This is a genomic window from Pseudoalteromonas shioyasakiensis (genome assembly GCF_001550135.1).
GTDB lineage: Bacteria > Pseudomonadota > Gammaproteobacteria > Enterobacterales > Alteromonadaceae > Pseudoalteromonas > Pseudoalteromonas shioyasakiensis.
This window is the reverse complement of sequence record NZ_LRUE01000016.1, coordinates 61,279-86,591: the sequence shown is the minus strand read 5'-3', so window position 1 is coordinate 86,591 and position 25,313 is coordinate 61,279. Positions and strand designations below refer to the sequence as shown.

The 25,313-nt window shown below is 42.5% G+C and carries 19 protein-coding genes; 13 read left to right on the top strand and 6 right to left on the bottom strand.

From position 1 onward, the window contains the following. Positions 1-48 precede the first annotated feature (48 nt). Complete coding sequence (locus PASHI_RS13265; protein WP_062565990.1) at positions 49-1,773, top strand: EAL domain-containing protein; 1,725 nt, start codon at positions 49-51, stop codon at positions 1,771-1,773. Here PASHI_RS13265 and PASHI_RS13260 read toward each other — a convergent pair. Further along, positions 1,770-2,669 (bottom strand): 1-aminocyclopropane-1-carboxylate deaminase/D-cysteine desulfhydrase, encoded by a 900-nt coding sequence (locus tag PASHI_RS13260; protein ID WP_062565989.1) that lies wholly within the window; start codon positions 2,667-2,669, stop codon positions 1,770-1,772. The two genes, PASHI_RS13265 and PASHI_RS13260, sit on opposite strands and share 4 nt — an antisense overlap. Positions 2,670-2,907: 238 nt before the next feature. Here PASHI_RS13260 and PASHI_RS13255 point away from each other — a divergent pair, with 238 nt between their 5' ends. The 9 genes from PASHI_RS13255 to tldD all read left to right on the top strand — a co-directional run bounded on the left by PASHI_RS13255 (position 2,908) and on the right by tldD (position 15,581). Then, positions 2,908-4,935, top strand: coding sequence for an SUMF1/EgtB/PvdO family nonheme iron enzyme (locus PASHI_RS13255; protein ID WP_054563353.1), 2,028 nt, complete (start codon positions 2,908-2,910; stop codon positions 4,933-4,935). A gap of 132 nt (positions 4,936-5,067) precedes the next feature. Then, positions 5,068-6,111: a rod shape-determining protein gene (locus PASHI_RS13250; RefSeq protein WP_054552787.1), complete on the top strand. Its 1,044-nt coding sequence runs from the start codon at positions 5,068-5,070 to the stop codon at positions 6,109-6,111. After that, complete coding sequence (gene mreC, locus PASHI_RS13245) at positions 6,111-6,953, top strand: rod shape-determining protein MreC (RefSeq protein WP_054563354.1); 843 nt, start codon at positions 6,111-6,113, stop codon at positions 6,951-6,953. Before PASHI_RS13250 ends, mreC begins: the two co-directional genes overlap by 1 nt. Continuing rightward, positions 6,946-7,425, top strand: coding sequence for a rod shape-determining protein MreD (gene mreD, locus PASHI_RS13240; RefSeq protein ID WP_058583828.1), 480 nt, complete (start codon positions 6,946-6,948; stop codon positions 7,423-7,425). Before mreC ends, mreD begins: the two co-directional genes overlap by 8 nt. Then, positions 7,425-7,994, top strand: a complete 570-nt coding sequence (locus tag PASHI_RS13235) for a Maf family protein (RefSeq protein ID WP_062565988.1) — start codon at positions 7,425-7,427, stop codon at positions 7,992-7,994. The genes mreD and PASHI_RS13235 overlap by 1 nt, the downstream gene beginning before the upstream one ends. A 1-nt stretch (position 7,995) precedes the next feature. Continuing rightward, the gene (rng, locus tag PASHI_RS13230; RefSeq protein ID WP_054563357.1) at positions 7,996-9,468 is read left to right on the top strand and encodes a ribonuclease G; all 1,473 of its coding nucleotides are present in this window, start codon (positions 7,996-7,998) and stop codon (positions 9,466-9,468) included. Then, on the top strand, positions 9,468-13,325 hold the full coding sequence (locus PASHI_RS13225) for a YhdP family protein (RefSeq protein WP_062565987.1): 3,858 nt from the start codon (positions 9,468-9,470) through the stop codon (positions 13,323-13,325). Before rng ends, PASHI_RS13225 begins: the two co-directional genes overlap by 1 nt. Continuing rightward, complete coding sequence (locus PASHI_RS13220; RefSeq protein WP_062565986.1) at positions 13,315-14,145, top strand: carbon-nitrogen hydrolase family protein; 831 nt, start codon at positions 13,315-13,317, stop codon at positions 14,143-14,145. The genes PASHI_RS13225 and PASHI_RS13220 overlap by 11 nt, the downstream gene beginning before the upstream one ends. Beyond that, positions 14,142-15,581 carry a metalloprotease TldD gene (gene tldD / locus PASHI_RS13215; protein WP_055021391.1) on the top strand — a complete coding sequence of 480 codons (1,440 nt, stop codon included), beginning with the start codon at positions 14,142-14,144 and terminating at the stop codon, positions 15,579-15,581. The genes PASHI_RS13220 and tldD overlap by 4 nt, the downstream gene beginning before the upstream one ends. A 54-nt stretch (positions 15,582-15,635) precedes the next feature. On the opposite strand, the gene PASHI_RS13210 is transcribed toward tldD, so the two are convergent. From PASHI_RS13210 to gorA, 5 genes are all read right to left on the bottom strand, one after another. Further along, entirely contained in the window at positions 15,636-16,367 is a 732-nt protein-coding gene (locus PASHI_RS13210) for a glutaredoxin family protein (RefSeq protein ID WP_062565985.1), read from the bottom strand. Between the two features lie 125 nt (positions 16,368-16,492). Then, the gene (locus PASHI_RS13205) at positions 16,493-17,005 is read right to left on the bottom strand and encodes a S41 family peptidase (RefSeq protein ID WP_062565984.1); all 513 of its coding nucleotides are present in this window, start codon (positions 17,003-17,005) and stop codon (positions 16,493-16,495) included. A gap of 10 nt (positions 17,006-17,015) precedes the next feature. Beyond that, entirely contained in the window at positions 17,016-18,260 is a 1,245-nt protein-coding gene (locus PASHI_RS13200; protein WP_062565983.1) for a tetratricopeptide repeat protein, read from the bottom strand. Between the two features lie 97 nt (positions 18,261-18,357). Then, complete coding sequence (locus PASHI_RS13195) at positions 18,358-19,341, bottom strand: helix-turn-helix domain-containing protein (protein ID WP_062565982.1); 984 nt, start codon at positions 19,339-19,341, stop codon at positions 18,358-18,360. Positions 19,342-19,519: 178 nt separating this feature from the next. Next, the gene (gene gorA / locus PASHI_RS13190; protein WP_054563362.1) at positions 19,520-20,881 is read right to left on the bottom strand and encodes a glutathione-disulfide reductase; all 1,362 of its coding nucleotides are present in this window, start codon (positions 20,879-20,881) and stop codon (positions 19,520-19,522) included. A gap of 151 nt (positions 20,882-21,032) precedes the next feature. Between gorA and prlC the strand changes: the two genes are divergently transcribed. From prlC to PASHI_RS13175, 3 genes are all read left to right on the top strand, one after another. Continuing rightward, the gene (gene prlC / locus PASHI_RS13185) at positions 21,033-23,084 is read left to right on the top strand and encodes an oligopeptidase A (RefSeq protein WP_062565981.1); all 2,052 of its coding nucleotides are present in this window, start codon (positions 21,033-21,035) and stop codon (positions 23,082-23,084) included. 109 nt (positions 23,085-23,193) lie between these two features. Beyond that, complete coding sequence (locus tag PASHI_RS13180) at positions 23,194-24,372, top strand: response regulator (RefSeq protein WP_062565980.1); 1,179 nt, start codon at positions 23,194-23,196, stop codon at positions 24,370-24,372. 43 nt (positions 24,373-24,415) lie between these two features. Next, complete coding sequence (locus PASHI_RS13175) at positions 24,416-25,171, top strand: class I SAM-dependent methyltransferase (protein WP_062565979.1); 756 nt, start codon at positions 24,416-24,418, stop codon at positions 25,169-25,171. Positions 25,172-25,313: the final 142 nt, after the last annotated feature.

Below are 25,313 nucleotides of genomic sequence, written 5' to 3'. Positions count from 1 at the left end.
TCGCCCTGTAGCCTTGTATTTATAGGGTTCTTGAACAACACTTTGTATATGTTTAAGCAACTAACCTGTGAAATGAAACGAGACTTAGCTTCACAAATAAAGCAACCGGTGGTCATCTATGTGGCGGCCGCTTTTTTGCTATTAGTTGTTTTTAATATTTTCTTAAGTGATGTGTTGCACGACAAAGTTCATCGCACGGGTACAGAGCTTGCCAAACAAGTGTATGAATTAAACCTCGACCCGATTGCCTCGCAAGATATTATTGCTACCTTAGTTAAAAGCCAAGGCTTTGCAATGAGCGCTAGTGATGTACCACATAACTTTGCAAACTTTATCGACTTAGAGCAAGAGGTATTTAGCTATAAAACGGTTAATTTGCGTTTATTTCATTGGCCTTCTTGGCTGGTCGAAAGTCACTTATTTATTTTCCTAAATTTAATATTGCTTGGCACTGGGTATTGGGGCTTCCGCTGGTGGAAAAAAATGTTCAAGCAATTAGCAATTACAGAAAAACCGCTGAGCAAACCATTTGAACAATTAAGCACTCAGGTTACAGCCAAGAAAGTTGCATCACCTAAACCATTAGGTCATCAGGATTTAAATATTTTGTATGGTGTACCAACAAACTATAACCATTTGTTTGCGCTATTCTTTTGGAAGAACCCTTTCCCTGCTAACCTCGACGTTGATAATTACTTTAAGTTAGTCATAGCAAAAGGATTTGGTGAACTTGTAAATCGCTCTGTGAAATTATTGCCATCGGGTGGTATTGCCATGACCTTAAACAGTGTGCCTGCCACCGAAGTTGATAAATACACTAAGCGATTACATCAGGTTATATATCAAGCTTGTTTAAATTATCGTAGTGACTTGTCTCGTGCAGATATAAAAATTGGTGTGTGTAATTACCGCACAGGGGCTGATCAGGCTGTGGTTTATCAGCTTACTAAATCAGCATTAGCGCTGGCGAAACAAAGTGCTTGGCAGCACATTCATCGCTTACCCTTTGGCCATACCCAGTCAAGCATGCTTGCTGATAGTAAAGAACACCTATTTGAGTACATAAAGAAAAAACATTTTATGTTGTTTTTTCAGCCTCTGTTCGACTTACAAACAGGCGATATTTTACAGCATGAGGCGTTGATCCGTATTCGCCACAAGAGTTTAGGCTTGCTTGCGGCTCGGCATTTTATTCCTCACATGAGTAGTAAAAAAGATGTCTTGTTATTGGACCAAACTGTGATTTCTCAAGTGAAGAAAATGCTGCTGAACGAAACGGGCTCATTAACGGTGAGTATAAACTTACACGCAATGAACTGGTTTAATGACGAGTTTTGGCTGTGGTTTAAACAGCAAATGGAAGGGTTTAATAGCGCAGACAAATTGCAATTTGAACTAAGCGAAGACGATTATCTAAAACAGCATAAAAAGCTCAGTGAACAGTTTGAATGTTTAGAGAAACTGTCTGCTGGTATTGTTATTGATAACGTGCGTAGCGCAGAACATATAGCAACTTATAGAAATATCAAAAATGTATGCAGTATTAAGTTAGCATTTGAACTGATACACAATATAGATACCAACACCCAACAGCAAAAAATTGTAAAGCAAATAATTTCTAAGGGTACTGAGCTAAACTTTCCTGTTTATGCGGTTGGAGTAGAAACACAGAACGAACTTGCGACCTTAAAAAACCTAGGGATCATTGCGGCTCAAGGCTTTTACTTTGCTGAGCCATTGCAAAAACTGGCGGATATTACACCTTACAGCTAGTCAATTAGCCCTCGGTACTTAAGGCCGTCTAAACCTTGTAGCCCACCAGTATGAACTGCAATGATATGCGTTCCTTGACTAAAGTAACCTTGCTCTATTAATTGCCAAACGGCATAGAGCATTTTGCCGCTGTAGATTGGCTCAAGCGGGATTACGTGCTGCTCACTAAAGGTTTGGCAAAATTGCCACAAGTCATCGCTAAACTTTCCGTAACCACCATCATGAAAGTCGCAAAGCAGCTGCCAGTTTTGTTGCTGATTTGCTTTATTACTTAGCTGCTTTATCTCATCAATTAAGTAGTGCGCTTGCTTTAGTACTGCGACACCTAACAGCTTTGTGTGTTGTGGTGCACCTTCGATTAAACCTGCTAGTGTGCCGCCACTACCAGTTGGGCAAACAATCACATCAGAGCTTGGTAGGCTTTGCGCTAATTCTTTACAGCCTAAAAGTGCGGCTGTGTTAGTGCCGCCTTCTGGCAATATGTAGGCATTCGGAAACTGCGCTTGTAACTGTGCTAAATACGTTTGGTCGTGCCTTAAGCGGTAAGTAATTCGATTTACTGGGTGTAAGCTCATACCGCATTGCTTTGCGTAGTTGAGTGTTGGATTTGCTTCGTCTAGCTCAGGGCCGCGAATAATACCGTGGGTTTTAAAGCCAAATAGTTTACCTGCAGTTGCCGTGGCATGAATATGATTTGAAAACGCGCCACCAAAAGTGAGTAGTTCAGATTTACCCTGTTGCTGCATAACATCTAAGTTAAACTTTAGCTTACGCCATTTGTTGCCACTAATTTGCGGATGAATAAGATCATCTCGCTTGATGCTCAGCTGAATTTTACGTGCAGCTAATAAGGGGTGATGAATTGTTTGTACTGGTGATTCAAAAGAACTATTCACGGCATTAATTTTCGTAAAAAAACACGTCTTATTGTAGCAAAGTCGTCTTACAGATAGAAATTAGTCAATTAAACTCAAATGATTTTGTTATTTACTGGCATCAACTAAGGTAATAGATGTAAACTCAGATAATAATTGAACAAAGCTTGTGTTTTGCCTTGCAAGTACATAGCATAAGAGTTTAATTATAAAAAAATAATAATGACCAAATAATTGCCGCTTTTTGGGAATGGAATATATGCGAATTGCTCCTTTATCTCTGTTAATTTCAGTTAGTTTGCTAGCAACTAGTGCATTTGCACAAGATACTGCTACGGTAACTGGCATTGAATCAGAGATCAGTAAAAAACAAGCCGAATACGATAACTCGACCTTAATCCTCGAAAAACACCTAAAAGAAGAAAGTCAGTTACAAAAACAACTCGAATTATTGCGCGCCCGCTCAACTGAGCTAGATAAAGAAAAAAACCAAGCGCTAGATGCAATGAACGAGATGTACCGCCGACTTATTGATGACCCAACTCTTGATATCAGCAATGCGCAGTCGCGCTATCAAAAAGCTGTGGTTGATCACAAACAAAACAAAGATGATATTTCGATGCAATTGGCGGCAATTGCTTCACATAGAAAAGACATTGAGCAAATTCGTGTATCAAAGCACACCCAGTTAAACACCTTAGAAAGTTTAAAAGAGCAGTTAGCAACGGCACGTGTTGAGCGTTTACGTAACGAATTCACTCGTGAAGGCACATTAGAGGTTAATCACACGATTAACTGTAAGCGCACCGAAACACTTGCTGCCTGTGAACAACGTGGCCAACAAATGGGCTTACAAAAAGCCACTAAACGTTTTGTAGACCAGATTTTTGCTAACTTAACTGAAGAGCGTTTAGTTGAGCCAAAACGTAACCTTGCCGGTGCACAAGTTAAGATTTTAAGTAGCCATGTCGTGAACAGCGCGTTCAGTGGTCAAGGTAACTACAACGTTAACTTAAGTGTGACGATGCGCGGTGATGTAAACAGCAGCCGTTTATGTAGCTTACTTAACTTAGATAATCGTTTTTGTGCTGACTATGGCACGCCACTGGCTGGTAACTTTCAGCCAAGCTACGGCACTACCTATTCAGATAGTCAGTTAACATTCAGTGACTCTCAGGATAATGGGCAGGTGGTATCGGTTTCACGTATGAGTGAGCAACCAGTAAGCGATTATTCTGTAAAAAAGCCAATAAAGGTTGAACCATTACCTGATCTAAAAAAATCTAAAATGGTTGAATTAACACTGCGTTCAAATGTTTATGACGACGAAGTGTTTATTGATGGTGTTAGCTATGGTGCAACTAGGTTAACGACATCATTACCAAAAGGTTTTCATGATATTGAAATTCGCAAACGTGGCTACAAAAGCTATAAAGCGCGAATTGATCTGCGTAAAGCACAAACCATTAATGCAAACCTAGTTAAAGTGCCAGAGCCTGTTGTTGCTGAAGTGACTGCGGCACCAGAGCAACCTGTAACAGCACCTGTTGCAAGTATTGTTAATAAAACCAGTTCTGCCAGCATTGTAGTTATTCCCGCTGGTAAATTTAAGATGGGTGACATTAACGGCAATGGGTTAGCGAATGAGCGCCCAGTGGTAGAAAAAACCATTGCTAACTCATTTGCAATGCAAAGCAAAGAAGTAAGCGTTGGTGAGTATGAGCAATTCGTTGCGAATACCGGCTATAAAACAGAAGCAGAAAAAGATCGCGGCTGTGCGTATTACTTAAATGGCGAACCAGTGTGGGAAGCAACCTTAAACTGGCGCAACCCAGGCTTTGATCAAGAAAGTGATTTTCCGGCGGTGTGTTTAACTTATAACGATGCCAAAGCGTATGCTGATTGGTTATCGGGTCAAACAGGCCAGCTGTTTCGTTTACCAAATGAGGTTGAGTGGGAATACGCTGCACGTGCAGGTAAAGAAACTGAATACCCTTGGGGTAACGAAATTGGTAAAAATTTAGCGAACTGTGGCTGGTGTGGTAGCGAATGGTCAAACAAGAGCGCTGCACCAACAGGGTCGTTTTCTCCTAACGCATTTGGCCTATACGATACAGTAGGTAATGTGTGGGAATGGACAAACAAAAAGTCAGGACAGTCTGATGTGGCTGTTCGAGGCGGTGCATGGAATTTTGCTCCTAGCCTAGCACGCGTATCAACGCGCTTAATCTTAGCGCCAGATTTTCGTGCAAACTATATCGGTTTCCGTTTAGTACGCGAACGATAAAAATTTAAAAAGGAAGCAATGGATGCTTCCTTTTTTAGCATTTTAATTAAAGCAGTTGCGCTTTTTCATGATTAGCATGATAGAGTGAGAGCAGCTAGTATAAGAACGAATTTTCAAAGGTCATCCAGCCTCATGTTTAAAAAACTCCGTGGTATTTTTTCAAACGATCTATCGATCGACTTGGGTACAGCCAATACCCTAATTTATGTAAAAGAAGAAGGTATCGTATTAAACGAACCTTCAGTTGTTGCTATTCGTCAAGAGCGTGCTGGTGGTCCTAAGAGCGTAGCATCTGTAGGTACCGAAGCTAAGCAAATGTTAGGTCGTACTCCGGGTAACATTAAAGCAATTCGTCCAATGAAAGACGGCGTTATTGCTGATTTCTACGTTACTGAAAAAATGCTGCAACACTTCATCAAGCAAGTGCATAACAACAACTTTATGCGCCCAAGCCCACGTGTACTTATTTGTGTGCCTTGTGGTGCAACGCAAGTAGAAAAACGTGCTATTCGTGAGTCTGCTATGGGAGCTGGTGCTCGTGAAGTATATCTAATCGAAGAGCCAATGGCTGCGGCTATCGGTGCTGGCTTACCAGTGTCTGAAGCAACCGGTTCAATGGTTGTTGATATCGGTGGTGGTACAACTGAAGTTGCCATTATTTCATTAAATGGTGTGGTTTACTCTTCATCTGTACGCATTGGTGGTGACAAATTTGATGAAGCTATCATCAACTATGTACGCCGTAACTTTGGTAGCTTAATTGGTGAAGCGACAGCTGAAAACATCAAGCACCAAATCGGTTCAGCTTTCAAAACAGACGAGCCTATTGAAATTGAAGTACGTGGTCGTAACCTTGCTGAAGGTGTACCGCGTTCATTCACGCTTAACTCACACGAAATCTTAGAAGCACTGCAAGAGCCATTAATGGGTATTGTGAGCGCGGTAATGGTTGCATTAGAGCAATCTCCACCAGAGCTTGCGTCTGATATCTCTGCACACGGTATGGTATTAACCGGTGGTGGTGCATTATTAAAAGACCTAGACCGTTTATTAATGGAAGAAACCGGTATTCCAGTTGTGGTTGCTGATGATCCATTAACGTGTGTTGCACGTGGCGGCGGTAAGGCACTAGAAATGATTGATATGCACGGTGGTGACGTATTTAGTTACGACTAATGAAGTTACTTTTTGGTCGTACCATCTCTTTGCAACTGCGACTTTTTGTCGCAGTGCTTTTGAGTGTCGTGCTGATCGTGGGCGATCGCTACACTCAAGGTGGTACAACAATCCGCACCAGCCTAAACACTTTAGTTAGCCCACTTATTTACCTTGCCAACTTGCCCTATGAGCTATTTAGTATTGGCGCGAAGAACCTGCATACCCGCGAACAGCTATTAACCGAAAACGAAGCGTTAAAAAAGAAGCAGTTACTACAAAGCGAACAACTACAACAACTGTCATTTTTATCTCGTGAAAACGATAAATTACGCGCTTTACTCGGTTCATCGGCTAAACAATCAAATCGTAAAATTATTGCACAAGTCCTCTCTGTTCACTCAAACCCGTATAGCCACCAAGTGGTTATTAACCGTGGTACAACGGATGGCCTAAGCGAAGGCCAAGCTGTGATTGACGAAATGGGTGTAGTAGGGCAAATCACTCAAGTGGGTTCAACTACCTCGCGCGTACTACTGATGACCGATACAACCCATGCCACACCTGTACGTATTTTACGTAACGATGTACGTACCGTGGTTGAGGGCATTGGTAAAATTAACGTGGTAAAGCTTTCGCATGTACCACATAGCCTTGATGTTCGCATTGGCGATATCTTGGTTACGTCAGGCCTTGGTGGCACCTTCCCAGAGGGATATCCGGTTGCAGTAGTGACCGAAATTAACCGTGATGAAGGGCGCCCTTTTGCGCAGGTTTATGCTGAGCCAATTGCGCAACTTGACCGTATTCGCTTATTGGTTGTGCTGTGGCGTAATCAGCAGGAGAGCATCAGCAATGAATAGTCGTCACTTTTTGCTGATTGCTATCAGTATCTTCTTTGCATTGGTAATGGCATTAATGCCGTTACCGATTTCGTTTGAACCATACCGCCCAGACTGGGTGTTAATGGTATTAATGTATTGGTCGTTAGCGGTGCCACACCGTTTAAATATTGGCACAGCTTGGGTGGTTGGTTTATTAATGGACCTTGCATCAGGCTCGCCACTCGGTGTGAATTCACTGACTTACTCTGTGTGTATATTTATCACTGCGAGTAACTTCCAAAAAATTAGAAACTTTTCTTTATGGCAGCAAAGCATTTTAATTGCTTTGTTTTTAACGCTTTACCACCTCATGCAGTTTTGGCTTAACCACTTTTTAATGGGCGTTTACTTTAGCCCGCATTATATGTGGCCAGTACTAACCGGCATGCTTTGTTGGTGGTGGATATTCTTAATTTTGCGTAAATATCGCCGTCATTTCAGGATTAGATAATGCAAACCGCAATTTATTTGGCGTCTGCATCACCGCGCCGAAAAGAGTTGCTCAGCCAACTTGGCGTTGAGTTTTCTCAATTTAGCGTTGATGCTGATGAAAGCCAATTCCCAAACGAAGCCCCGCGCGACTATGTAGAGCGTCTTGCTAGACTCAAGGCGCAATCGGGCGTTGCTATGGGTTACACTGACCGCCCAGTACTTGGCAGCGATACCGTGGTTGTCATTGATGATACCGCACTCGGTAAGCCGCTAGACCAAGCTGATTTTACCGCCACCATGAAGCGCTTATCTGGCCGTACTCATCAAGTGATGACGGCTGTGGCAATTGCTGATAGTGAGCAAGTAAAAAGCTGCCTTGTTGTCACCGATGTTACATTTAAACCGCTCAGCGATGCTGAAATTGGTGCTTACTGGCATAGTGGAGAGCCGCAAGATAAAGCCGGTGGTTATGGAATTCAAGGCTTAGGTGGTCGCTTTGTTAGTCACCTTTCGGGTAGCTATTTTGCGGTTGTCGGCTTACCTTTATATGAGACAGAGCAGTTATTAAACGAATTTTTAAGAGGGTAACATGAGCACTGAATTACTGATCAACGTTACACCGAGCGAAAGTCGCGTTGCGCTTATCGAAAATGGCGTACTGCAAGAAATCCAACTAGAGCGAATTGGCAACCTTGGGATCGTGGGCAATATTTACCTAGGTAAAATCAGTCGCGTACTACCGGGTATGCAGGCTGCGTTTGTCGATATTGGCTTAGAGAAAGCTGCCTTTTTACATGCATCAGACATTGTAAACAGTGCCTCAATTGTAGAAGGCGTTGATGAGCAGCCAATCAAAAAAGTACAAGATATTCGTGAGCTTGTGCGCCAAGGCCAACATATCATGGTGCAAGTGGTTAAAGACCCGTTAGGTACCAAGGGCGCGCGCTTAACAACTGATATCACTATTCCTTCTCGTTATTTAGTGTTTATGCCAGATGCAACACACGTAGGGGTAAGCCAGCGCATTGAAACGGAAGAAGAGCGTTCGCGTTTAAAGAAAATTGTTGCCGAATATGGTGATGATGACGGCAGCTTTATTGTTCGTACCGCAGCAGAAGGGGCGTCGGAAGCTGAGCTACGTCACGATGCTGAGTTCTTGAAAAAACTGTGGCAAAAAATCGTCACCAAGCGCAAAAAAACCAGTAAAGAAAGCATCTTGCATGAAGATTTAACACTGGCGTTTCGTACTCTACGTGACTACGTAGGTGAAGATATGGAGCGTATTCGTGTTGACTCAAAACTAACCTATCAAGAGCTTAAAGAGTTTACTGAAGAATTTGTGCCGCTGTTATCGGGAGCATTAGAATACTACCCGGGTGAGCGTCCTATTTTCGATTTATTCGATGTTGAAACTGAGATCCAAAAAGCGCTACATCGTAAAGTTGAGCTCAAATCGGGTGGTTATTTAATTATCGACCAAACCGAAGCGATGACAACCGTTGATGTAAATACCGGTGCGTTTGTTGGCCATCGTAACCTAGAAGAAACCATTTTTAATACTAATATCGAAGCGACCTCAGCAATTGCTCGTCAGCTACGTTTACGTAATTTAGGCGGCATCATTATCATCGACTTTATCGATATGGTTAGTGATGAGCATAAACGCCGAGTCTTGCATTCACTTGAGTCTGCGCTTGCAAAAGATCGTGCAAAAGCCAACATAAACGGCTTATCTGCACTAGGCTTAGTAGAGATGACCCGCAAACGGACCCGCGAAAGCTTAGAGCACATTCTTTGTGATGTGTGTCCTGCGTGTTCAGGGCGCGGCTCGCAAAAAACAGTAGAAACGGTTTGCTACGAAATCTTACGTGAAATCGTTAGGGTAAACCGTGCTTATGCAGCTGATAAGTTTATGGTTTACGCAGCTCCTTCGGTAAGCGAAGCATTGATCAACGATGAGTATCATAACCTTGCTGAGCTGGAACTATTTATCGGTAAGCAAGTCAGTATTCAAACAGAGAGTTTATATAACCAAGAACAGTTTGATGTGGTAATGATGTAATGAAGGCAAAAACGGTCTGCTTTTATTGTTTACGTAAGTTATGGCAAGTATTTGCTATTACTCTCGTACTGCTGGCCGTTATTGTCTCTGTGGTAAAGTATTCACTGCCATACGCAAATGATTATAAAGATGACATTGAAGCGTTTTTGTATGAACGCTTTGATGTAAATTTAGCGATTGGCTCAATCTCAGCCAGTTGGCATGGCCAAGGCCCTGCCTTAGTCATCGAAGATATTTCTTTTGAAGATAACCAGACCTCACCGATTGCACTCACCATTGATAAAGCGAGCCTTGAAGTTAACTTATGGGAATCAGTAAAAACCCGTCAGCTTAAATCGAACTATTTTGTGATCAATGGTTTTCATGCTGATGTTGATTTACCCACTATGCTTGATTTGGGGAATAACCAGCAAACCAGCAACTTTGAGCAAAAAGAACTAATTGAAGGCTTATTCCTTGGTGAAACGGGTCACTTTGCGGTGCAAGACAGTAGCCTTAATTTTACCCTCAATGATGGTAAAGAGCGCAAGCTGATCCTCGAAAACATTGTCTGGCAAAATACCCCAGAGCAACATCAAGGCTCGGGCACATTAGCGTTACCAGGAATTTCGGTTGGTAGTTTTGACGCCCGCATGGCGCTGAATGGTTCGACTCTTGAAACCATGGCTGGCGATATCTATGTGCAAGCAGCTAACGTTGATGTATCTAAGTGGCTGGCGCAATATATTAATACCGACAAGCAGCAACTTACTTCAGACATCAATTTACAAACCTGGTTTAGTCTTGAAAAAGGCCTGATCAGCGATGTAAAAGTGCAGTGGCTACCGAGTTTCATTAACTGGCAACAAAACCAAGAAGCGCACCAAATTAGTTTAAGTGAAGGTGGTTTTCATTTATTTCCAAAGCAAAATGGCTGGCGCTTAAAAAGCACCGGACTCACCTTTGAAAGTGACTTAAAACAATGGCCAACCTTACAGTTTGAAGCTCAACTTGGCGATAAAAGCCAAATTTGGTTAAAGCAATTTGATTTTGCATTGCTGGCAAAGTTATCGCAGTTAAGTAACTTTGAAGTACTTGCCCCGTTTTTAGCCCGTCAACCCAATGGTCAGTTAAGTGATGCCTATCTTGAGTTGGGTCAGCAAGATAACTGGCAACTTTGGTTTCAGGGCGAACAAATTAATTGGCTGTCACTGCAGGGCATTCCTGGCGGTCAGGCGATTCGTGTTGATGGCTTAATTAATCAATCAGCTGGGCGAATTCAGCTATATGGCGAGAACAATCAACTGCTAACGAACGGCAGCTTTAGCCAAGATATTGCCTATAACCAATTAAATGTAGAACTCGACCTTCACCATTACGATGATGGCTGGCGCATTAGTAGCAATAATATCTGGCTTGATAACGACGAAGTTACTGTGGCTGCAGAGATGATGCTAAGCCTGACCGATGAACCGCGGTTAGATTTATATGCCGAAGCCTATGCCCCTGATGCCAAAGTCGCTGGGCATTATTTCCCGTTACCTGTAATGAGCGAAAAGCTAGTTAATTACCTAAATGGTGCAATTAAGGGCGGTGAAGTTAATAAAGCTCAAGTGCTGTTCTCGGGGCCATTTAAAGGTTTTCCGTTTAAAGAGCAGCAAGGTCAATTTGAAGTGTTAGCGAATGTTGAAAACGCTAAATATAAGTTTTCACCAAGCTGGCCAGAAGTTGAAGATGCCAACGTCATTTTACATTTCGAAAATGAGCGCATGGATATCTATAGTAAGTCGGGCAAGCTGGTTAACCTCGCTTTGGGGGAGAGTGTTCATGTCAGTATTGCTGATTTAATGAATGCAGAAATCCTAAAAGTTGCCATTAATAAACGTGCTCATGGCGATAAGCTTAACCCGTTCTTTACGGCAACTCCGCTTGCCAAGCCTTTGGCGAGTGTTTTTGAAGTTGTGCAACCGCAAGGCGAAGCGACAGCCGATATTGAGCTGTTAGTAAATTTACGTTCGGGTCATGTTGATGCGATTGGTGAAGTTGAATTAGCTAATATTCCGGTTTACCTTGCACAGCCTGGTATCACCCTTAACCACATGACCGGTATTGTTAAGTTTAATAACGATAAAATCGACTTAAAAAATGCCAAAGCAGATTGGATGGGCATGCCACTTACAGCCAACTACAACAGTGAAAATGTGGCTGATACCTATCGCGCCGAAATTGCGGTAAAGCTGGGCCTTGAAGCTGAGCCTTTAATTGAACAAGCTCATGGTTTATTGGCCGGTTACTTAAGCGGCCAAAGTGATGTAGATATTAATGTGTCGCTTAACTTTTTACCGAATGACTTTAATTACCGCGCCGATGTGAGTGGTAATTTAATCGGTGTGACTAGCCAGCTACCTGCACCTTATAGCAAAAGCGCAGAGCAGAAATGGCCATTAACCGCAGTGGTACAGGGCGACCGTATTTCTAACTTGATCACCGCGAATATCGATGAGCAGTTATTTTTTAATGCGATCTTAGATAACGGCGAAAAGAAATTTAGTAACGCCCATTTAATTTTAGGTGCACAAGATTTAGGGCTTAATCGTGAAGGTTTTGCGGTATCTATCGATTTACCAGAAACCGAAATAGTGCCTTGGTTTGGCTTAATTGATCAAATTATTGCGCTTACCAAAGTTAAGTCTGATGCGCCAAGTGTGATGCCTGCATTCAACAACGTAACGGGTAAATTTAATAAACTGGCACTACACAATATCGACTTTAATGATTTTGAATTTCGCTTAGCACCAAAGCAATCAGATTTAGAGTTAAAGCTAAATGCTAAAGAATTACGTGCCGATGCGCTTATTCCAACAGGTGAGACACGCAGACCAATTCAAATTTTTACAGACTACCTGCGTATTAATTTTAACGAAGCCACAGAGCAAACAGAGCAAGATTCAGAACCAGAAGATTTAAGCTGGTTAACCCGAGTCCCAGCCATCGAGTTTAACTGTGAAGATTGTAAAGTGGCTGAGTATCAGCTCGATAAAATTAAAAGCAGCTTAGTTGGGGAGAACGATAAACTCTTGTTCACTGAGCTGGTCATCGACAAAGGCGATCACGTATTACGTGGTAAAGGGCAATTTGCTGATGGGCAAACACGCTTTAGCGGTAACTTACAAAGTGACGACATTGGCGAGTTATTTGACGAGTTTGATATCACCACCACAGTCAAAGATTCAGATGCCAATATTAAGTTTGATCTTGCTTGGCAAGGCGCACCTTATAGCTTTGATGTACCAAGTTTAGCTGGTGAATTAGATTGGCGTTTAGGTGAAGGGCACCTTGCAGAAATAAGTGATGGTGGTGCGCGAGTATTCTCTTTACTGAGTTTAGATTCGTTAGTGCGTAAGCTGAAACTGGATTTTAGAGATGTATTCTCGAAAGGCTTTTTCTATAACAGCATGCAAGGCACCATGCAGCTAGAAAAGGGCATAGCTTACACTCAAGATACCAAGCTTGATGGTGTGCCTGCCGATCTAACGATTAAAGGCCATACTAATTTAAACACCTTTGAAATTGATTACGACCTAGCGGTTGCACCACAGGTGACGTCGAGTATTCCAGTGATTGTGGCATGGATGGTTAACCCTGTAAGTGGTCTGGCAGCGCTGGCAATCGATAAGGTGATTCACTCGGCGCGGGTGATTTCAGAGATCAACTTTAAAGTAACAGGTAGTATGAACGATCCTGTTGTGAAAGAAGTGGATCGTAAGAGCCGTGAAGTGACGTTACCGCAAGCCGCGCAAAGCCAGCCGCAGTCGTCGACGCAACTAAAATTAAAAGATGCCGCATCTTCAGCGAGTTTAGATAACAATGAAGGCTAACCCTCACCCACAGGTTGTTGCAGTGCAAATGTGCTCAAGCATGAATGCTGAGCAAAACCTCGCTTTTTTAGCACAGACATTATCAACCCTTCCTGCAACTCGGCCATTGCTAGTGTGTTTACCCGAAAGCTTTTTGATCTTTAGTAAGCAAAGCCAAGCAAGTTATGAATTAGGTCTGCAAAGTGAGGCATATAAAACGAAACTTGCCGATTTATGTAAGCAACATGATATTTGGTTAGCTGCTGGCACCCTGCCTGTTTCACAGCAAAATGGTAAGTATTTAGCTGCCTCGTTTTTATTTAATAACCAAGGCGATGTGGTTGCGCAGTACAATAAAATTCATTTATTTGATGTAGATGTTGCCGACACTACGCGCAGTTACCGAGAGTCTGATGCGACGCAAGCAGGCAAGGATATTGTGGTGGTCGACTCGCCATTTGGTAAAATTGGTTTAGCAGTATGTTATGATCTACGTTTTAGTGGCTTATTCACCGCCATGCAGCGCCAAGGGGCTGAGCTTATTTTAGTGCCAAGTGCCTTTACTACTGTCACCGGCGCTGCTCATTGGCATATTTTATTAGCTGCGCGGGCAATCGAAACACAATGTTATGTGGTTGCCGCAGCGCAGTGGGGCGAGCACGAGAATGGCCGCCACACTTATGGTCACAGCATTATTATTTCACCATGGGGAGAAACGCTCAGTGAGCTTGCCTCTGGTACCGGGTTTATCAGCCATGAGCTTGATTTAAACCGCTTGAATACAATTCGCCAAGACATGCCTGTGCAGTCTCAGCAACGATTTAGAGAGCATTTATTATGAACACGGTTGAACAGCATTTATTACATGACAGCCAACTAACGAGAGAAGAATTAGAAAAAACGCTCGCTTTTATTCATCAACATCAAGTTGACTATGCCGACCTGTATTTTCAATCGAGCCACCACGAATCTTGGGTGCTTGAAGATGGCTTAGTAAAAGAAGGCTCATACAACGTTGAACGTGGTGTGGGTGTGCGTGCTGTTAGCGGTGAAAAAACCGGTTTTTCATACTCAGATGCGATTAACCTTGAAGCGTTAAACAAAGCCGCAACGGCAGCGCGCAGCATTGCCAATGCTGGCGAAAACAAAACGATTCAAGTATTCAGTGATGTTGCTGCTAAAGAGCAGTATGCGCCGCATCAACCAATTCAGAGCATGAGCAACGATGACAAAGTAAGCCTGCTACGTGAACTTGAAAACTATATTCGTCAATTAGCGCCGGATGCTGAGCAAGTGATCAGTTCAATGTCGGCGGTTTATGAAGAAGTGTTAATTGCTGCAAGTGATGGCACCTTTGCTACCGATATTCGCCCGCTTATTCGCTTAAACTGCTCAGTGTTACTAGAGAAGAACGGCCGTCGTGAGCGCGGTGGTGCAGGGGGCGGTGCGCGTTTAGATTATGGCTATTTTAAAGAATTAGTTGATGGCAAACCGCGTTGGATGGAGTACGCCGAAGAAGCTGTTCGCCAAGCAAAAGTAAACCTAGAAGCAATCGATGCGCCTGCTGGTAGCATGGAAGTCGTGCTAGGCGCAGGTTGGCCGGGTGTGTTACTACACGAAGCGGTAGGCCATGGTCTAGAAGGTGACTTTAACCGTAAAGGCGCATCAGCGTTTAGCGGTAAAGTAGGTCAAAAGGTGGCATCTGAGCTGTGTACAGTCGTGGATGATGGCACTATTGCTGATCGCCGTGGTTCATTGAACGTGGATGATGAAGGGACACCAGCTGCGTATAACGTGCTTATTGAAAACGGTATTCTAAAAGGCTACATGCAAGATAAGCTAAATGCCCGTTTGATGGGTGTTAACCCTACTGGTAATGCGCGCCGCGAATCCTACGCTCATTTACCTATGCCACGTATGACCAACACCTATATGTTAGGTGGCGAGCACAGCCAAGCCGATATTATCAGCTCAGTGAAAAAAGGTATCTTTGCTCCTAACTTCGGTGGTGGCCAAGTGGATATTACGTCAGGTAAGTTTGTATTTAGTGCCTCTGAAGCCTACTTAATTGAAAACGGTAAAATCACACAACCTATCAAAGGTGCAACACTGATTGGCAATGGCCCTGAAGTGATGCAGCAAATTTCGATGGTAGGTAACGACTTAGCCCTTGATAAAGGTGTTGGCGTGTGTGGTAAAGATGGCCAAAGCGTACCCGTTGGTGTGGGTCAACCAAGCCTTAAAATTGATAACCTAACCGTGGGTGGTACGGCTTAATAATCCTCACTAATAGTGAAAATGAACGCGAGGGTAATCCCTCGCGTTTTTGTATTAGCTAAATAGCATCCATATACCCGCGGCTATCATAAATAAGTTTTCACTCAGTGATATAAAGCCGAGCGGCACATTACTGTCGCCACCAACACAGGCGCATTTCAGCTCTCGTTTATCGATATACACAGCTTTAATAACCGATACCGCACCTATACCACCAATAAAAAATGAAAATGGTGCAACAGCTAAGGCGGGTAATTTAGCCACCATACCTATCGCTACATACGCCTCGATAAATGGATAAACATAGGCGTAGGGCACGACACGCATGGCCAATAGGTCATAGGTAATAAATGAGTTAGAAAAGCTGAATAAATCTTGCAGCTTTTGTATCGCTAATACCGCCATTGATAATGCCACGAACAGCATCAGATTTTGCATAGAAAATAAAGCTTCACCGCTGGCATAAGTAAAACCGCAGCTTAGTAACATGGTCATTGCAAAAATCGCTAATACAGGGGTGTAACTGGTGCCTTGCTGACCTGCCTCAGGTAGATTAAAAAAGTCGCGCAAATCATCGTAACCGCCAATGCGTTTATCATTGATAAAGGTTTGTGGTGTGGTTTTTACATCATGCTGCTGTTTGAATTCGTCAGTTTGCTCACGGCTGGTTAAATGACGATCATCAACATCGTAGCCATGACGCTCTAATAAATCTTTTGATTTTAAACCGAATGGGCAAATATGCTCATCGGTCACCATGCGATATAAAATTGCAGACTTAGACACAGTGCCTCCTTGTAAAAATGCCTTGTTTACTGCGTAATAATTGCTTAATTACACAGTAAACAAGGGCAAATTCTTGCTATAACTGATTACTTTATTAACAGTTACAAGGTTTGTGCCAGCACTGTTTATTGCTTAGTTATAGTTAAAACGGCATCCATTACCGGGTCGACACCTGCAAAGTAGTCTTTTGCAGAAAGCGTAATTGGCATATCCGGTGCTAACCAAATACGATGATCTTCTGCGCGGCTTTGCTGGTGGAATTGGCTCGAAATAAGGCCTGTTTGCTTACTGTATGGCAGGTTAAACCAGCCTGCTTCACCTACCACATTAGGGCGGGTGCCTGATGATTCACCTACAAAAATAGCAGGCACTATATTGGCAATCTTAACAGCTACATCATGACCTGCCGAAAACGTATTGCGGCCAATTAATATAAATAACTTTCCTTGTGGCTTTAATACTTTAAAAAATGCGGCCGTTGCCACCAAAGGCGGGGTGAGCGAGCCATTACCACCACTGTTATGGCGAAGGTCTAGCACCATATGTTCAATGTCATCGTGTTTGATCTGTTCTTGTAGCTGCATGGCAAATTCAACAAGAGTGAGATCTTTGCTATTACGCACATCATTGAATTGCACATACAGTAATTTATTCGCTCCAAATTGGCATCTTGTTTTTTGCTAAGTATCTAAGCGTAGGGTGTTCAGCAAGTTTTGGTAACTTAGGAAAGCCTGCAAATTGCATTGATTTGAGCGCTGGTGTAATTGTGGTGATAGCGCCTTTTGGTGAGCTGAGCGTGAGTGTTACCTCGTTACCTTTGCTAATGCCAAGCCCGTTTAGCACATTAAGCAAACTTAAATAATATGGGCCTAGCCAAAGGGTTTGCATTTCATTATCGCGAGCATTAACACGCTTAGTTAACTCAAGAGCTTGCTGGGCTGGTGTATCGGCAAATGCCTCAACTTTATAGCCAACATATTGTTGGTAATCGCTACTAGCTTTGGTGATATATAAACCGTCACTAAATTGATAAAACTGAAATGGTAGTTGCTGAAAGTTGCCTTTTTTACCCCATGCTGGAATCAATAAATTATGGCCATTGCCAAGCAATGCAATTAGCTCCATAAACTGAAAAACAATTTGCTGATCAGTCAGATCAGGAATCGATTTATCAATCTCAGCTACTTTTTCTGCAAACTGTTGTGAGCTCATGTTTTGATACATTGCCACGTGTAAACGTTTAATCTCTGCGACTAAAAACGCTAAATCGGCGCGCCATTTTTGATCTCGATTGAGCTCAGTATCTAAATCATTACCTGCAAGTGATTTATAACTGGCTGATTGCGCAAAGCCTTGAAAGTGAGGGTTAATACCAGATTTAAATAAGCTGGTGCCAGCAAGTGTTGGGCGGTCATCCCATCTTGCTGCCAGTGCTTCTTTAAGCCAATACTCGGCTTGCTGTTGGTTATTAAGCTCTGCATATGCCTCTGCAATTTTCACCATTAAATCGTTAGGGTTACTGGCCCCATTAGGAATGCCTTTTAAGCTAGTTCCAATTGCAAGTGCGCGTTTCAAAGCATTGCTGGCATTTTGATAATCGGCCAATTGAAAATAACTGAGACCAAGTAAATACCAAGTATCGCCATCATGTTGATATTCATTAATGAGCTTTTCTGTGAGTTTATTCACCTGAGCCCAGTTTTGTTGTTTAGCAAACTCTATTGCTGCTGTTTTCGATTGAAAGTAAGCGATTGGGTCGCTTGCACCAACACGACTTGGTTGTACTTTTAAGGCTTGATTCGTTACTTCTAAAGAGTGATTCGTTGCAAACGCAAAACCCGAAAAGTTTATTAATAGGCACAATGTGAGTAGTAAAAAATAGGACTTGTTCATCAGGAGTCTCAAAGCTGTTTTTTGTTTAAATTAGCGTTTGGGTTGTAAAAAAGCGTCCTAAAATAGGATTTAGGACGTTTTTTGTCTGTTTTATGAGCTAATTATTTTGCGTTTGCTTCTTAAATTGACTCGGTGTTAATCCCGTTTCTTTTTTAAACACGGCATTAAACGTCGATTTAGAATTAAAGCCAGCTTGAAATGCCAGCTCTATCAGGCTGAGTTTTTGAGGTGAGTCTTGCTCTATTTCGCGTTTAACATCATTCACTCTATGCTGGTTGATGTACTCACAAAAGTTGTTTCCCGTTGTGCTGTTAATAGCCCAAGATATTTCTTTACTACAGAGTCCAGTTTGATTTGCTAAGTCGTTCAGTGAGAGCCTAGGTTGTCGATAAAGCGATTCGTTAATAATCAAGTCATCAATGGTTGAGAAAATTTGCTGTGCAAGTTGCTCGTCAGACGAATCAGTTTGTTCAGCTTCGGGTTCTTCAGAGAATGTGACTGGCTCGAATTGAAAGCTATTTTTGATGGTGTGAAACAACAAAAAGCTAAACATTAGCAGTAACAGTATTTCGTTTAATAAATACCAGTGCATCTTTAAATCGAGCGGCGTAATTGGTTGCGCATTCATGCGCAGCAAATCGAATATGACAATAATGGCAAAAATAAATAATGCTTTGATCAGCCACTTTAATTTAAGGCTCTCAGCATCTGATCGCGCATGCATAAGTTGTTTGTGATAGCGCTTTAAAATGCCATAAGCAAAGTAAAAGTAGCCAAGTTGACTGAGCGAACCAAGTAAAATAATCGCTTGCGTGTAATGGGTAAAGGCTAAGGAAATAGCCGCAGGAATTAAGTGAACCGCGTAGTGTGATGTTTTAAAGGGCTGTTTACCTGTAATCGACAAGGTAAAAAAGTAAATCATAGGCCCATACAGTAATGTAAATGCAGGGGTGATTAAGTAACTAGAAAACCCTAACCCTTCTAGCAGGTTAAAGGCACATACACAGCCTTGAAACGCAAACAGCAGCACCAAGGAACGACTTTGTTTTTGGCTATTAATTAATAATGCACCAAATAACATTTGAAACAGAAAGATGCACTGTACAAGGTGTACAGGAAATAAAGTGATTGATTGCAAAGTAGTTTACGTTTTTATTCTTTTAACTGAGTTTAACAACTCACCCTCTCTTTGTAATCATAGGCATAAAAAAACCTTGTGGCAGCACCACAAGGTTTTAAAATTGACTCGTAACGCGAGTTTATCTCATGGTAACAAACTCTTCAGAGCCAGTCGGGTGAATTGCCACAACAGCATCAAAGTCTGCTTTGGTTGCGCCCATCTTCATTGCAACGGCAAAACCTTGGATCATTTCATCAACGGTAAAACCAATGCCGTGTAAGCCAACAACTTTTTCGTCTTCGCCTGCACACACTAGCATCATGTTACATGCTTGGCGGTGCTGAGTAACCGCTGTGTACATTGCAGCAAAGCTTGATTTATATACTTTAACGTTATCGCTGCCGTACTGATCAATTGCTTGCTGCTCTGTTAAACCAATTGTGCCGATTGGTGGATGGCTGAATACCACTGTAGGTACTAGCTCGTAATCCATTTTTAAATCATCAGGCAATTCTTTATTGAATAAACGCTCTGATAGAGTACGGCCCGCTTTAACGGCTACTGGCGTAAGTTCAATACCGTTTTCGATGATATCGCCAACTGCGTATACGTTTTCAGCTGTAGTGTTTTGGAATTCGTCTACTTTAACGTAACCACCTTCAGTTACTTCAACACCTGCCGCTGCAAGGTTGATCTTGTCTGTTGTTGGTGTACGGCCAATTGCCCAAATAACTTCATCAACGTTTTGGCTGTGACCATTTTCAAAGTGAATTGTTAAGCTACCATCGCTTTCTTTAACCACTTCTTTTGGTGTGCACTCAGTGTGAAGAGTAGGGCCTTCTTTTGCCATAATATCGACAAGCGTATCAACGATGTATGGGTCAAAAGTACGTAGTGGTTTGTTTTTACGAACAAACAGATGTGTTTCTGTACCAAGGCTATGAAGTACACCTGCGATTTCAACGGCAATGTAACCAGCACCAACCACAGCAACACGCTTAGGCTGTGCGTCTAGCTCAAAGAAGCCATTTGAATCAATACCAAGCTCAGCGCCTGGGATGTTAGGAATAGTAGGGCGACCACCAACAGCAACAAGGATATGGTCTGCCGTGTATAGCTCACCGTTAACTTCAACTGTTTTGTTATCAACAAACTTAGCAAAGCCATTGATTACAGTTACACCATTGCTAGATAAGTACTTGTTGTAACCTTGGTGAATACGGCCTATATACGCTTCGCGGCTTTCAACTAATTTAGCCCAGCTAAAGCTTTTTAATTCAACATCAAAGCCGTAGTCAGGTGCATACGCGTTAATTGCTTCAGCAATTTGTGCGCCGTGCCACATAACTTTCTTTGGAACACAACCCACGTTTACACAGGTGCCACCCATGTGTTTTGCTTCAATAAGAGCGACTTTTGCGCCACGCATTGCTGCACGGTTTGCAGAGGCAATACCGCCACTACCACCACCAATTGCAATGTAATCAAAATGCTGAGCCATAGTTTGTCCTCAAAAATAGATAATTCTTTATTAATTAATCGATTTAGTAATAAGTTGATAATAGCATAATAAAGACCAAGGTTAAGCCCCTTGTATTTCATCAATTCGCCCCAACTTCAAAATCATCTTCGCATAAAATTTGAGAACGAAAATGACAATTGCAGAAAATAACCCACTCATTGGTTTAGAAGGGCTTCCGCCGTTTTCTAAAATTAAACCAGCACACGTAGTGCCAGCATTAAAAGCAGCGATTGCTGAGTGTCGTACCAAAATAGATGAGGTACTGGAAACTAAATCATACACATGGAATGATTTGGTGCTTCCGCTTGAAGAAGCTGATGACAAGTTATCACGCTTATTTTCACCGGTATCACATATGAATTCTGTCGTTAATAACGACGAGCTACGTGAAGCCTATGAGCAATGTTTGCCGTTGTTATCTGAGTATTCAACGTTTGTTGGTCAGCATCAAGGTTTATACGATGCTTACAACGCGCTTCACAACAGTGACGAATTTAAAACACTAACGATTGCCCAGCAAAAAACCATTACTAATGCACTGCGTGATTTTGAGCTATCTGGTATTGCTTTAAAGCCAGAGCAACAAAAGCGTTATGGCGAAATCAGTGCGCGTTTATCTGAGCTGGCCTCTAAGTTTGGTAACAATGTCATGGATGCCACACTCGCTTGGCAAAAGCACATTACAGATGAAAGCGAACTGGCTGGTTTACCAGAGTCTGCGTTAGCTCTTGGTGCTGATACAGCTAAAAGTAAAGAGCTAGATGGCTGGGTATTCACGTTAGATTTTCCATCTTACTTACCAATCATGACTTATGCTGATAACCGTGAGTTACGTGAAGAGTTTTACACTGCGTTTGTGACGCGTGCCTCTGATCAAGGCCCTAATGCCGGTGAGTTTGATAACTCTGCCATTATGAGCGAAGAGCTTGCCCTTCGTCATGAACTTGCCGAGTTACTTGGCTTTAACAGCTACGCTGATATGTCATTGGCGACTAAAATGGCAGAAACGCCAGAGCAAGTTTTCTCATTCTTAGAAGATTTAGCAGCTAAGTCTAAACCACAAGCTGAGCAAGAGCTTGCTGAGCTAACTGCTTACGCAAAAGATAAGCACGGTGTGACAGAGCTTGCCGCGTGGGACTACGCTTATTACGGTGAAAAACTTAAGCAAGAAAAATACGCGATTTCTGATGAAGTACTGCGCCCATATTTCCCTGCCAATAAAGTTTTAAGTGGCTTATTCACTACTGTAAATCGTTTATTTGGTATTAGCGTAAAAGAAGTCACAGAGTTTGATACTTACCACCCCGATGTACGTTTTTTCGAAATTTACGATAGTAGCAATACTTTACGTGGCCGTTTTTATCTAGATTTATACGCTCGCGATCGTAAGCGTGGCGGCGCATGGATGGATGACTGCATGGGTCGAAAAGTACGTGCAAACGGCGAATTACAAACCCCTGTTGCGTACTTAGTGTGTAACTTTAATAAAGCAGTGGGTGATAAGCCTGCTTTGTTTACGCATAACGAAGTGACTACGTTATTCCATGAGTTTGGTCATGGTATTCACCATATGTTGACACAAGTTGATGCTGCGCCAGTTGCAGGTATTAACGGTGTTGCATGGGATGCGGTTGAGTTACCAAGTCAGTTCCTTGAAAACTGGTGCTACGAAGAAGAAGCGCTGAGCTTTATTTCGGGCCATTACGAAACAGATGAGCCGTTACCAAAAGAGTTATTAGATAAACTCCTAGCTGCGAAGAACTTCCAATCAGGTATGCAAATGCTGCGTCAGCTTGAGTTCTCGTTGTTTGACTTTACTATTCACTATACTTACAAAGCGGGTGAGCCATGTAACATTCAAGCAACTCTTGATGATGTGCGCAGTAAAACGGCCGTTGTTAAAGCGCCTGCATTTAACCGCTTTCAGCATGGCTTTAGCCACATTTTTGCGGGCGGTTACAGCGCAGGTTATTACTCTTACAAGTGGGCTGAAGTACTTTCGGCTGATGCGTTTTCTAAATTTGAAGAAGAAGGCATCTTTAACCCAGCAACGGGCGAAGCTTTCTTAAAGAACATTTTAGAGAAAGGGGGCAGTGAAGAGCCGATGGAGCTATTTAAAAAGTTCCGAGGACGCGAACCTCAAGTTGATGCACTACTTAGACACAGCGGCATTGCTGCATAATAAAGTTTGTTGATCTAAAGCGCCGTAAGGCGCTTTTTTTATTAATATTTCTTCGCAAAATCACGCTCTCGTACTATCCTTCTTAAAAAAGAGTTTATAGGAATTAAGCATGTCAAAACTTGTATTAGCCATTGATGATGATAAATATATCCATCATGTGATTGAGGAATCGCTATCGGGCTTTTGCACACTGATCCATGCTAAAAATGGCGACGAAGGATTAAGACAGGCGTTAAAGTACAACCCTGATATCATCTTACTAGATATCGAAATGCCGGGTAAAACGGGCTTTGAGGTATGTAACGAATTAAAAGCTAACCCGCAAACAAAAGACACGCCTGTGATGTTTTTATCGGGTAAAGCTGACCTACCAGACCGTGTAAAAGGTTATAACGCAGGTGCTGCTGACTACATTGTAAAACCATTTAATGCTGAAGAACTCATGGCACGTATTCGCGTGTTATATCAATATCGTCAGCACTCTAAAAAGCTTAAAAGTGATGTAGAGCGAGCGCAAATCACTGCCGAAATCGCGATGACAGATTCAGGGGATATGGGTCGTATAATGCGCTACGTTGGGCAAAGCTATCATGCACACGATATCAAAGCGTTATCTGAGCATATGTTTGAGTTTTTTAATCCGATGGAGCTCGATGTCGTACTGGCGTTTTGGTATCAAGATGTAGGCATATTTTGTAGTGCTGAGGGCGGGGTGTGTCCACTTGAGCAAGAGCTGCTCGAAAAACACCGTGATGCAAATCGCTTTGTTGATTTTAGCCATCGCACTATTATTAATTACCCTAAAGTGTCGATGCTGATCAAAAACATGCCACTTGATGATGCCCAGCTTTATGGTCGTTATAAAGATCTATTCCCGCATATTCTTGAGGTGACTAACGCCAAAGTACAAGACATGGAAAACAATGAGCGGGCACTGACTCAGGCGCAGCAAATTGGTAACTCGTTTAATGAGTTATCTGATCAAATGTACCAAAACAGTGATTCGCGCGAACATGCTGTCGAGAAATTTGCCGCCCAACTTGATGAGCTAAATAAGTCTATTGAGCAAAGTGGTTTATCGGGCAGCGACGAAGTCGCATTTCACTTGCAGCAATTAAAACAAACCCAGCTAATATTTACCTCACTGAATGAAGACTTATCGTTTATAAAGTTTCAGCTAAAGCATATTATCGAATCGCGTAGTGAACTTTTAGCGAGCTTACAAAAAATGGCTGAACCGAGTGAGACCGAAGATGTGACTTCACAAACGGATATCGAGCTATTTTAAGCCATGCTATACTGGCGCCGAATAATATAGCTCGGAGTTTTACGTGGTAATTCATTGTCCTTTTAAAGAAATGCGTCCTTATTTAGATGCGATTGAGCAACGTTTTGGTTTGGCTAAGTGGGCTGAGCAAAATGCGGGATTTTCGCTTCATTATGACGACCAAGGTCTTAGCCTGAAGAAAAAGGACGAGCCAAAGCTTGGTGCTATTCATGTTGATTTTGTAACGGGTGCTGCAGCTCATCGACGCAAGTTTGGTGGTGGTAAAGGGCAGGCAATAGCTAAGGCTGTAGGGTTAAACAAAGGTGCCACGCCAGTGGTGCTTGATGCCACTGCAGGCCTTGGCCGCGATGGTTTTGTACTGGCATCACTAGGCTGTAAAGTGATTTTGCATGAACGCCACCCTGTAGTTGCTGCGCTATTATTTGACGGCCTAGAACGCGCCTATAACGATGCAGAAATCGGCCCTTGGATGAAAGAAAACATGAGCCTAGTGTTTGGCTCAAGCCATACTTTACTGGCGCAGTGTAGTGATACTCCTGATGTTGTGTACTTAGATCCTATGTTCCCTCATCGTGAAAAATCAGCCCTAGTTAAAAAAGAAATGCGAGTATTCCAAGAGCTTGTTGGCGGAGATAGCGATGCCGATGATCTATTAGAATTTGCTTATCCGCTTGCTAGTAAGCGAGTCGTTGTGAAGCGCCCTGATTACGCCCCATTTCTAAATGACAAAACCCCGAGTATGCAAATCAAAACCAAGAAGAACCGCTTTGATGTATACGTAAAAGCTGCAATGGTCTGATACCATCCGCAATATTAAGCGAATTGGTATTTATTTAATCCTTTTGGGTTAGTTACTCTCACTTTTACCTGTTATTTTTTACGGCTTACATCAAATTGTCATAAAAGGTTAATATTCTACGCGCGTAACGTTACTTGGGAAT

Coding starts and splice junctions, on each gene's coding strand:
- PASHI_RS13265 (WP_062565990.1), top strand. CDS start 49: ATGTTTAAGCAACTAACCTGTGAAATGAAACGAGACTTAGCTTCACAA.
- PASHI_RS13255 (WP_054563353.1), top strand. CDS start 2,908: ATGCGAATTGCTCCTTTATCTCTGTTAATTTCAGTTAGTTTGCTAGCA.
- PASHI_RS13250 (WP_054552787.1), top strand. CDS start 5,068: ATGTTTAAAAAACTCCGTGGTATTTTTTCAAACGATCTATCGATCGAC.
- mreC (WP_054563354.1), top strand. CDS start 6,111: ATGAAGTTACTTTTTGGTCGTACCATCTCTTTGCAACTGCGACTTTTT.
- mreD (WP_058583828.1), top strand. CDS start 6,946: ATGAATAGTCGTCACTTTTTGCTGATTGCTATCAGTATCTTCTTTGCA.
- PASHI_RS13235 (WP_062565988.1), top strand. CDS start 7,425: ATGCAAACCGCAATTTATTTGGCGTCTGCATCACCGCGCCGAAAAGAG.
- rng (WP_054563357.1), top strand. CDS start 7,996: ATGAGCACTGAATTACTGATCAACGTTACACCGAGCGAAAGTCGCGTT.
- PASHI_RS13225 (WP_062565987.1), top strand. CDS start 9,468: ATGAAGGCAAAAACGGTCTGCTTTTATTGTTTACGTAAGTTATGGCAA.
- PASHI_RS13220 (WP_062565986.1), top strand. CDS start 13,315: ATGAAGGCTAACCCTCACCCACAGGTTGTTGCAGTGCAAATGTGCTCA.
- tldD (WP_055021391.1), top strand. CDS start 14,142: ATGAACACGGTTGAACAGCATTTATTACATGACAGCCAACTAACGAGA.
- PASHI_RS13200 (WP_062565983.1), bottom strand. CDS start 18,260: ATGAACAAGTCCTATTTTTTACTACTCACATTGTGCCTATTAATAAAC.
- PASHI_RS13195 (WP_062565982.1), bottom strand. CDS start 19,341: ATGTTATTTGGTGCATTATTAATTAATAGCCAAAAACAAAGTCGTTCC.
- gorA (WP_054563362.1), bottom strand. CDS start 20,881: ATGGCTCAGCATTTTGATTACATTGCAATTGGTGGTGGTAGTGGCGGT.
- prlC (WP_062565981.1), top strand. CDS start 21,033: ATGACAATTGCAGAAAATAACCCACTCATTGGTTTAGAAGGGCTTCCG.
- PASHI_RS13180 (WP_062565980.1), top strand. CDS start 23,194: ATGTCAAAACTTGTATTAGCCATTGATGATGATAAATATATCCATCAT.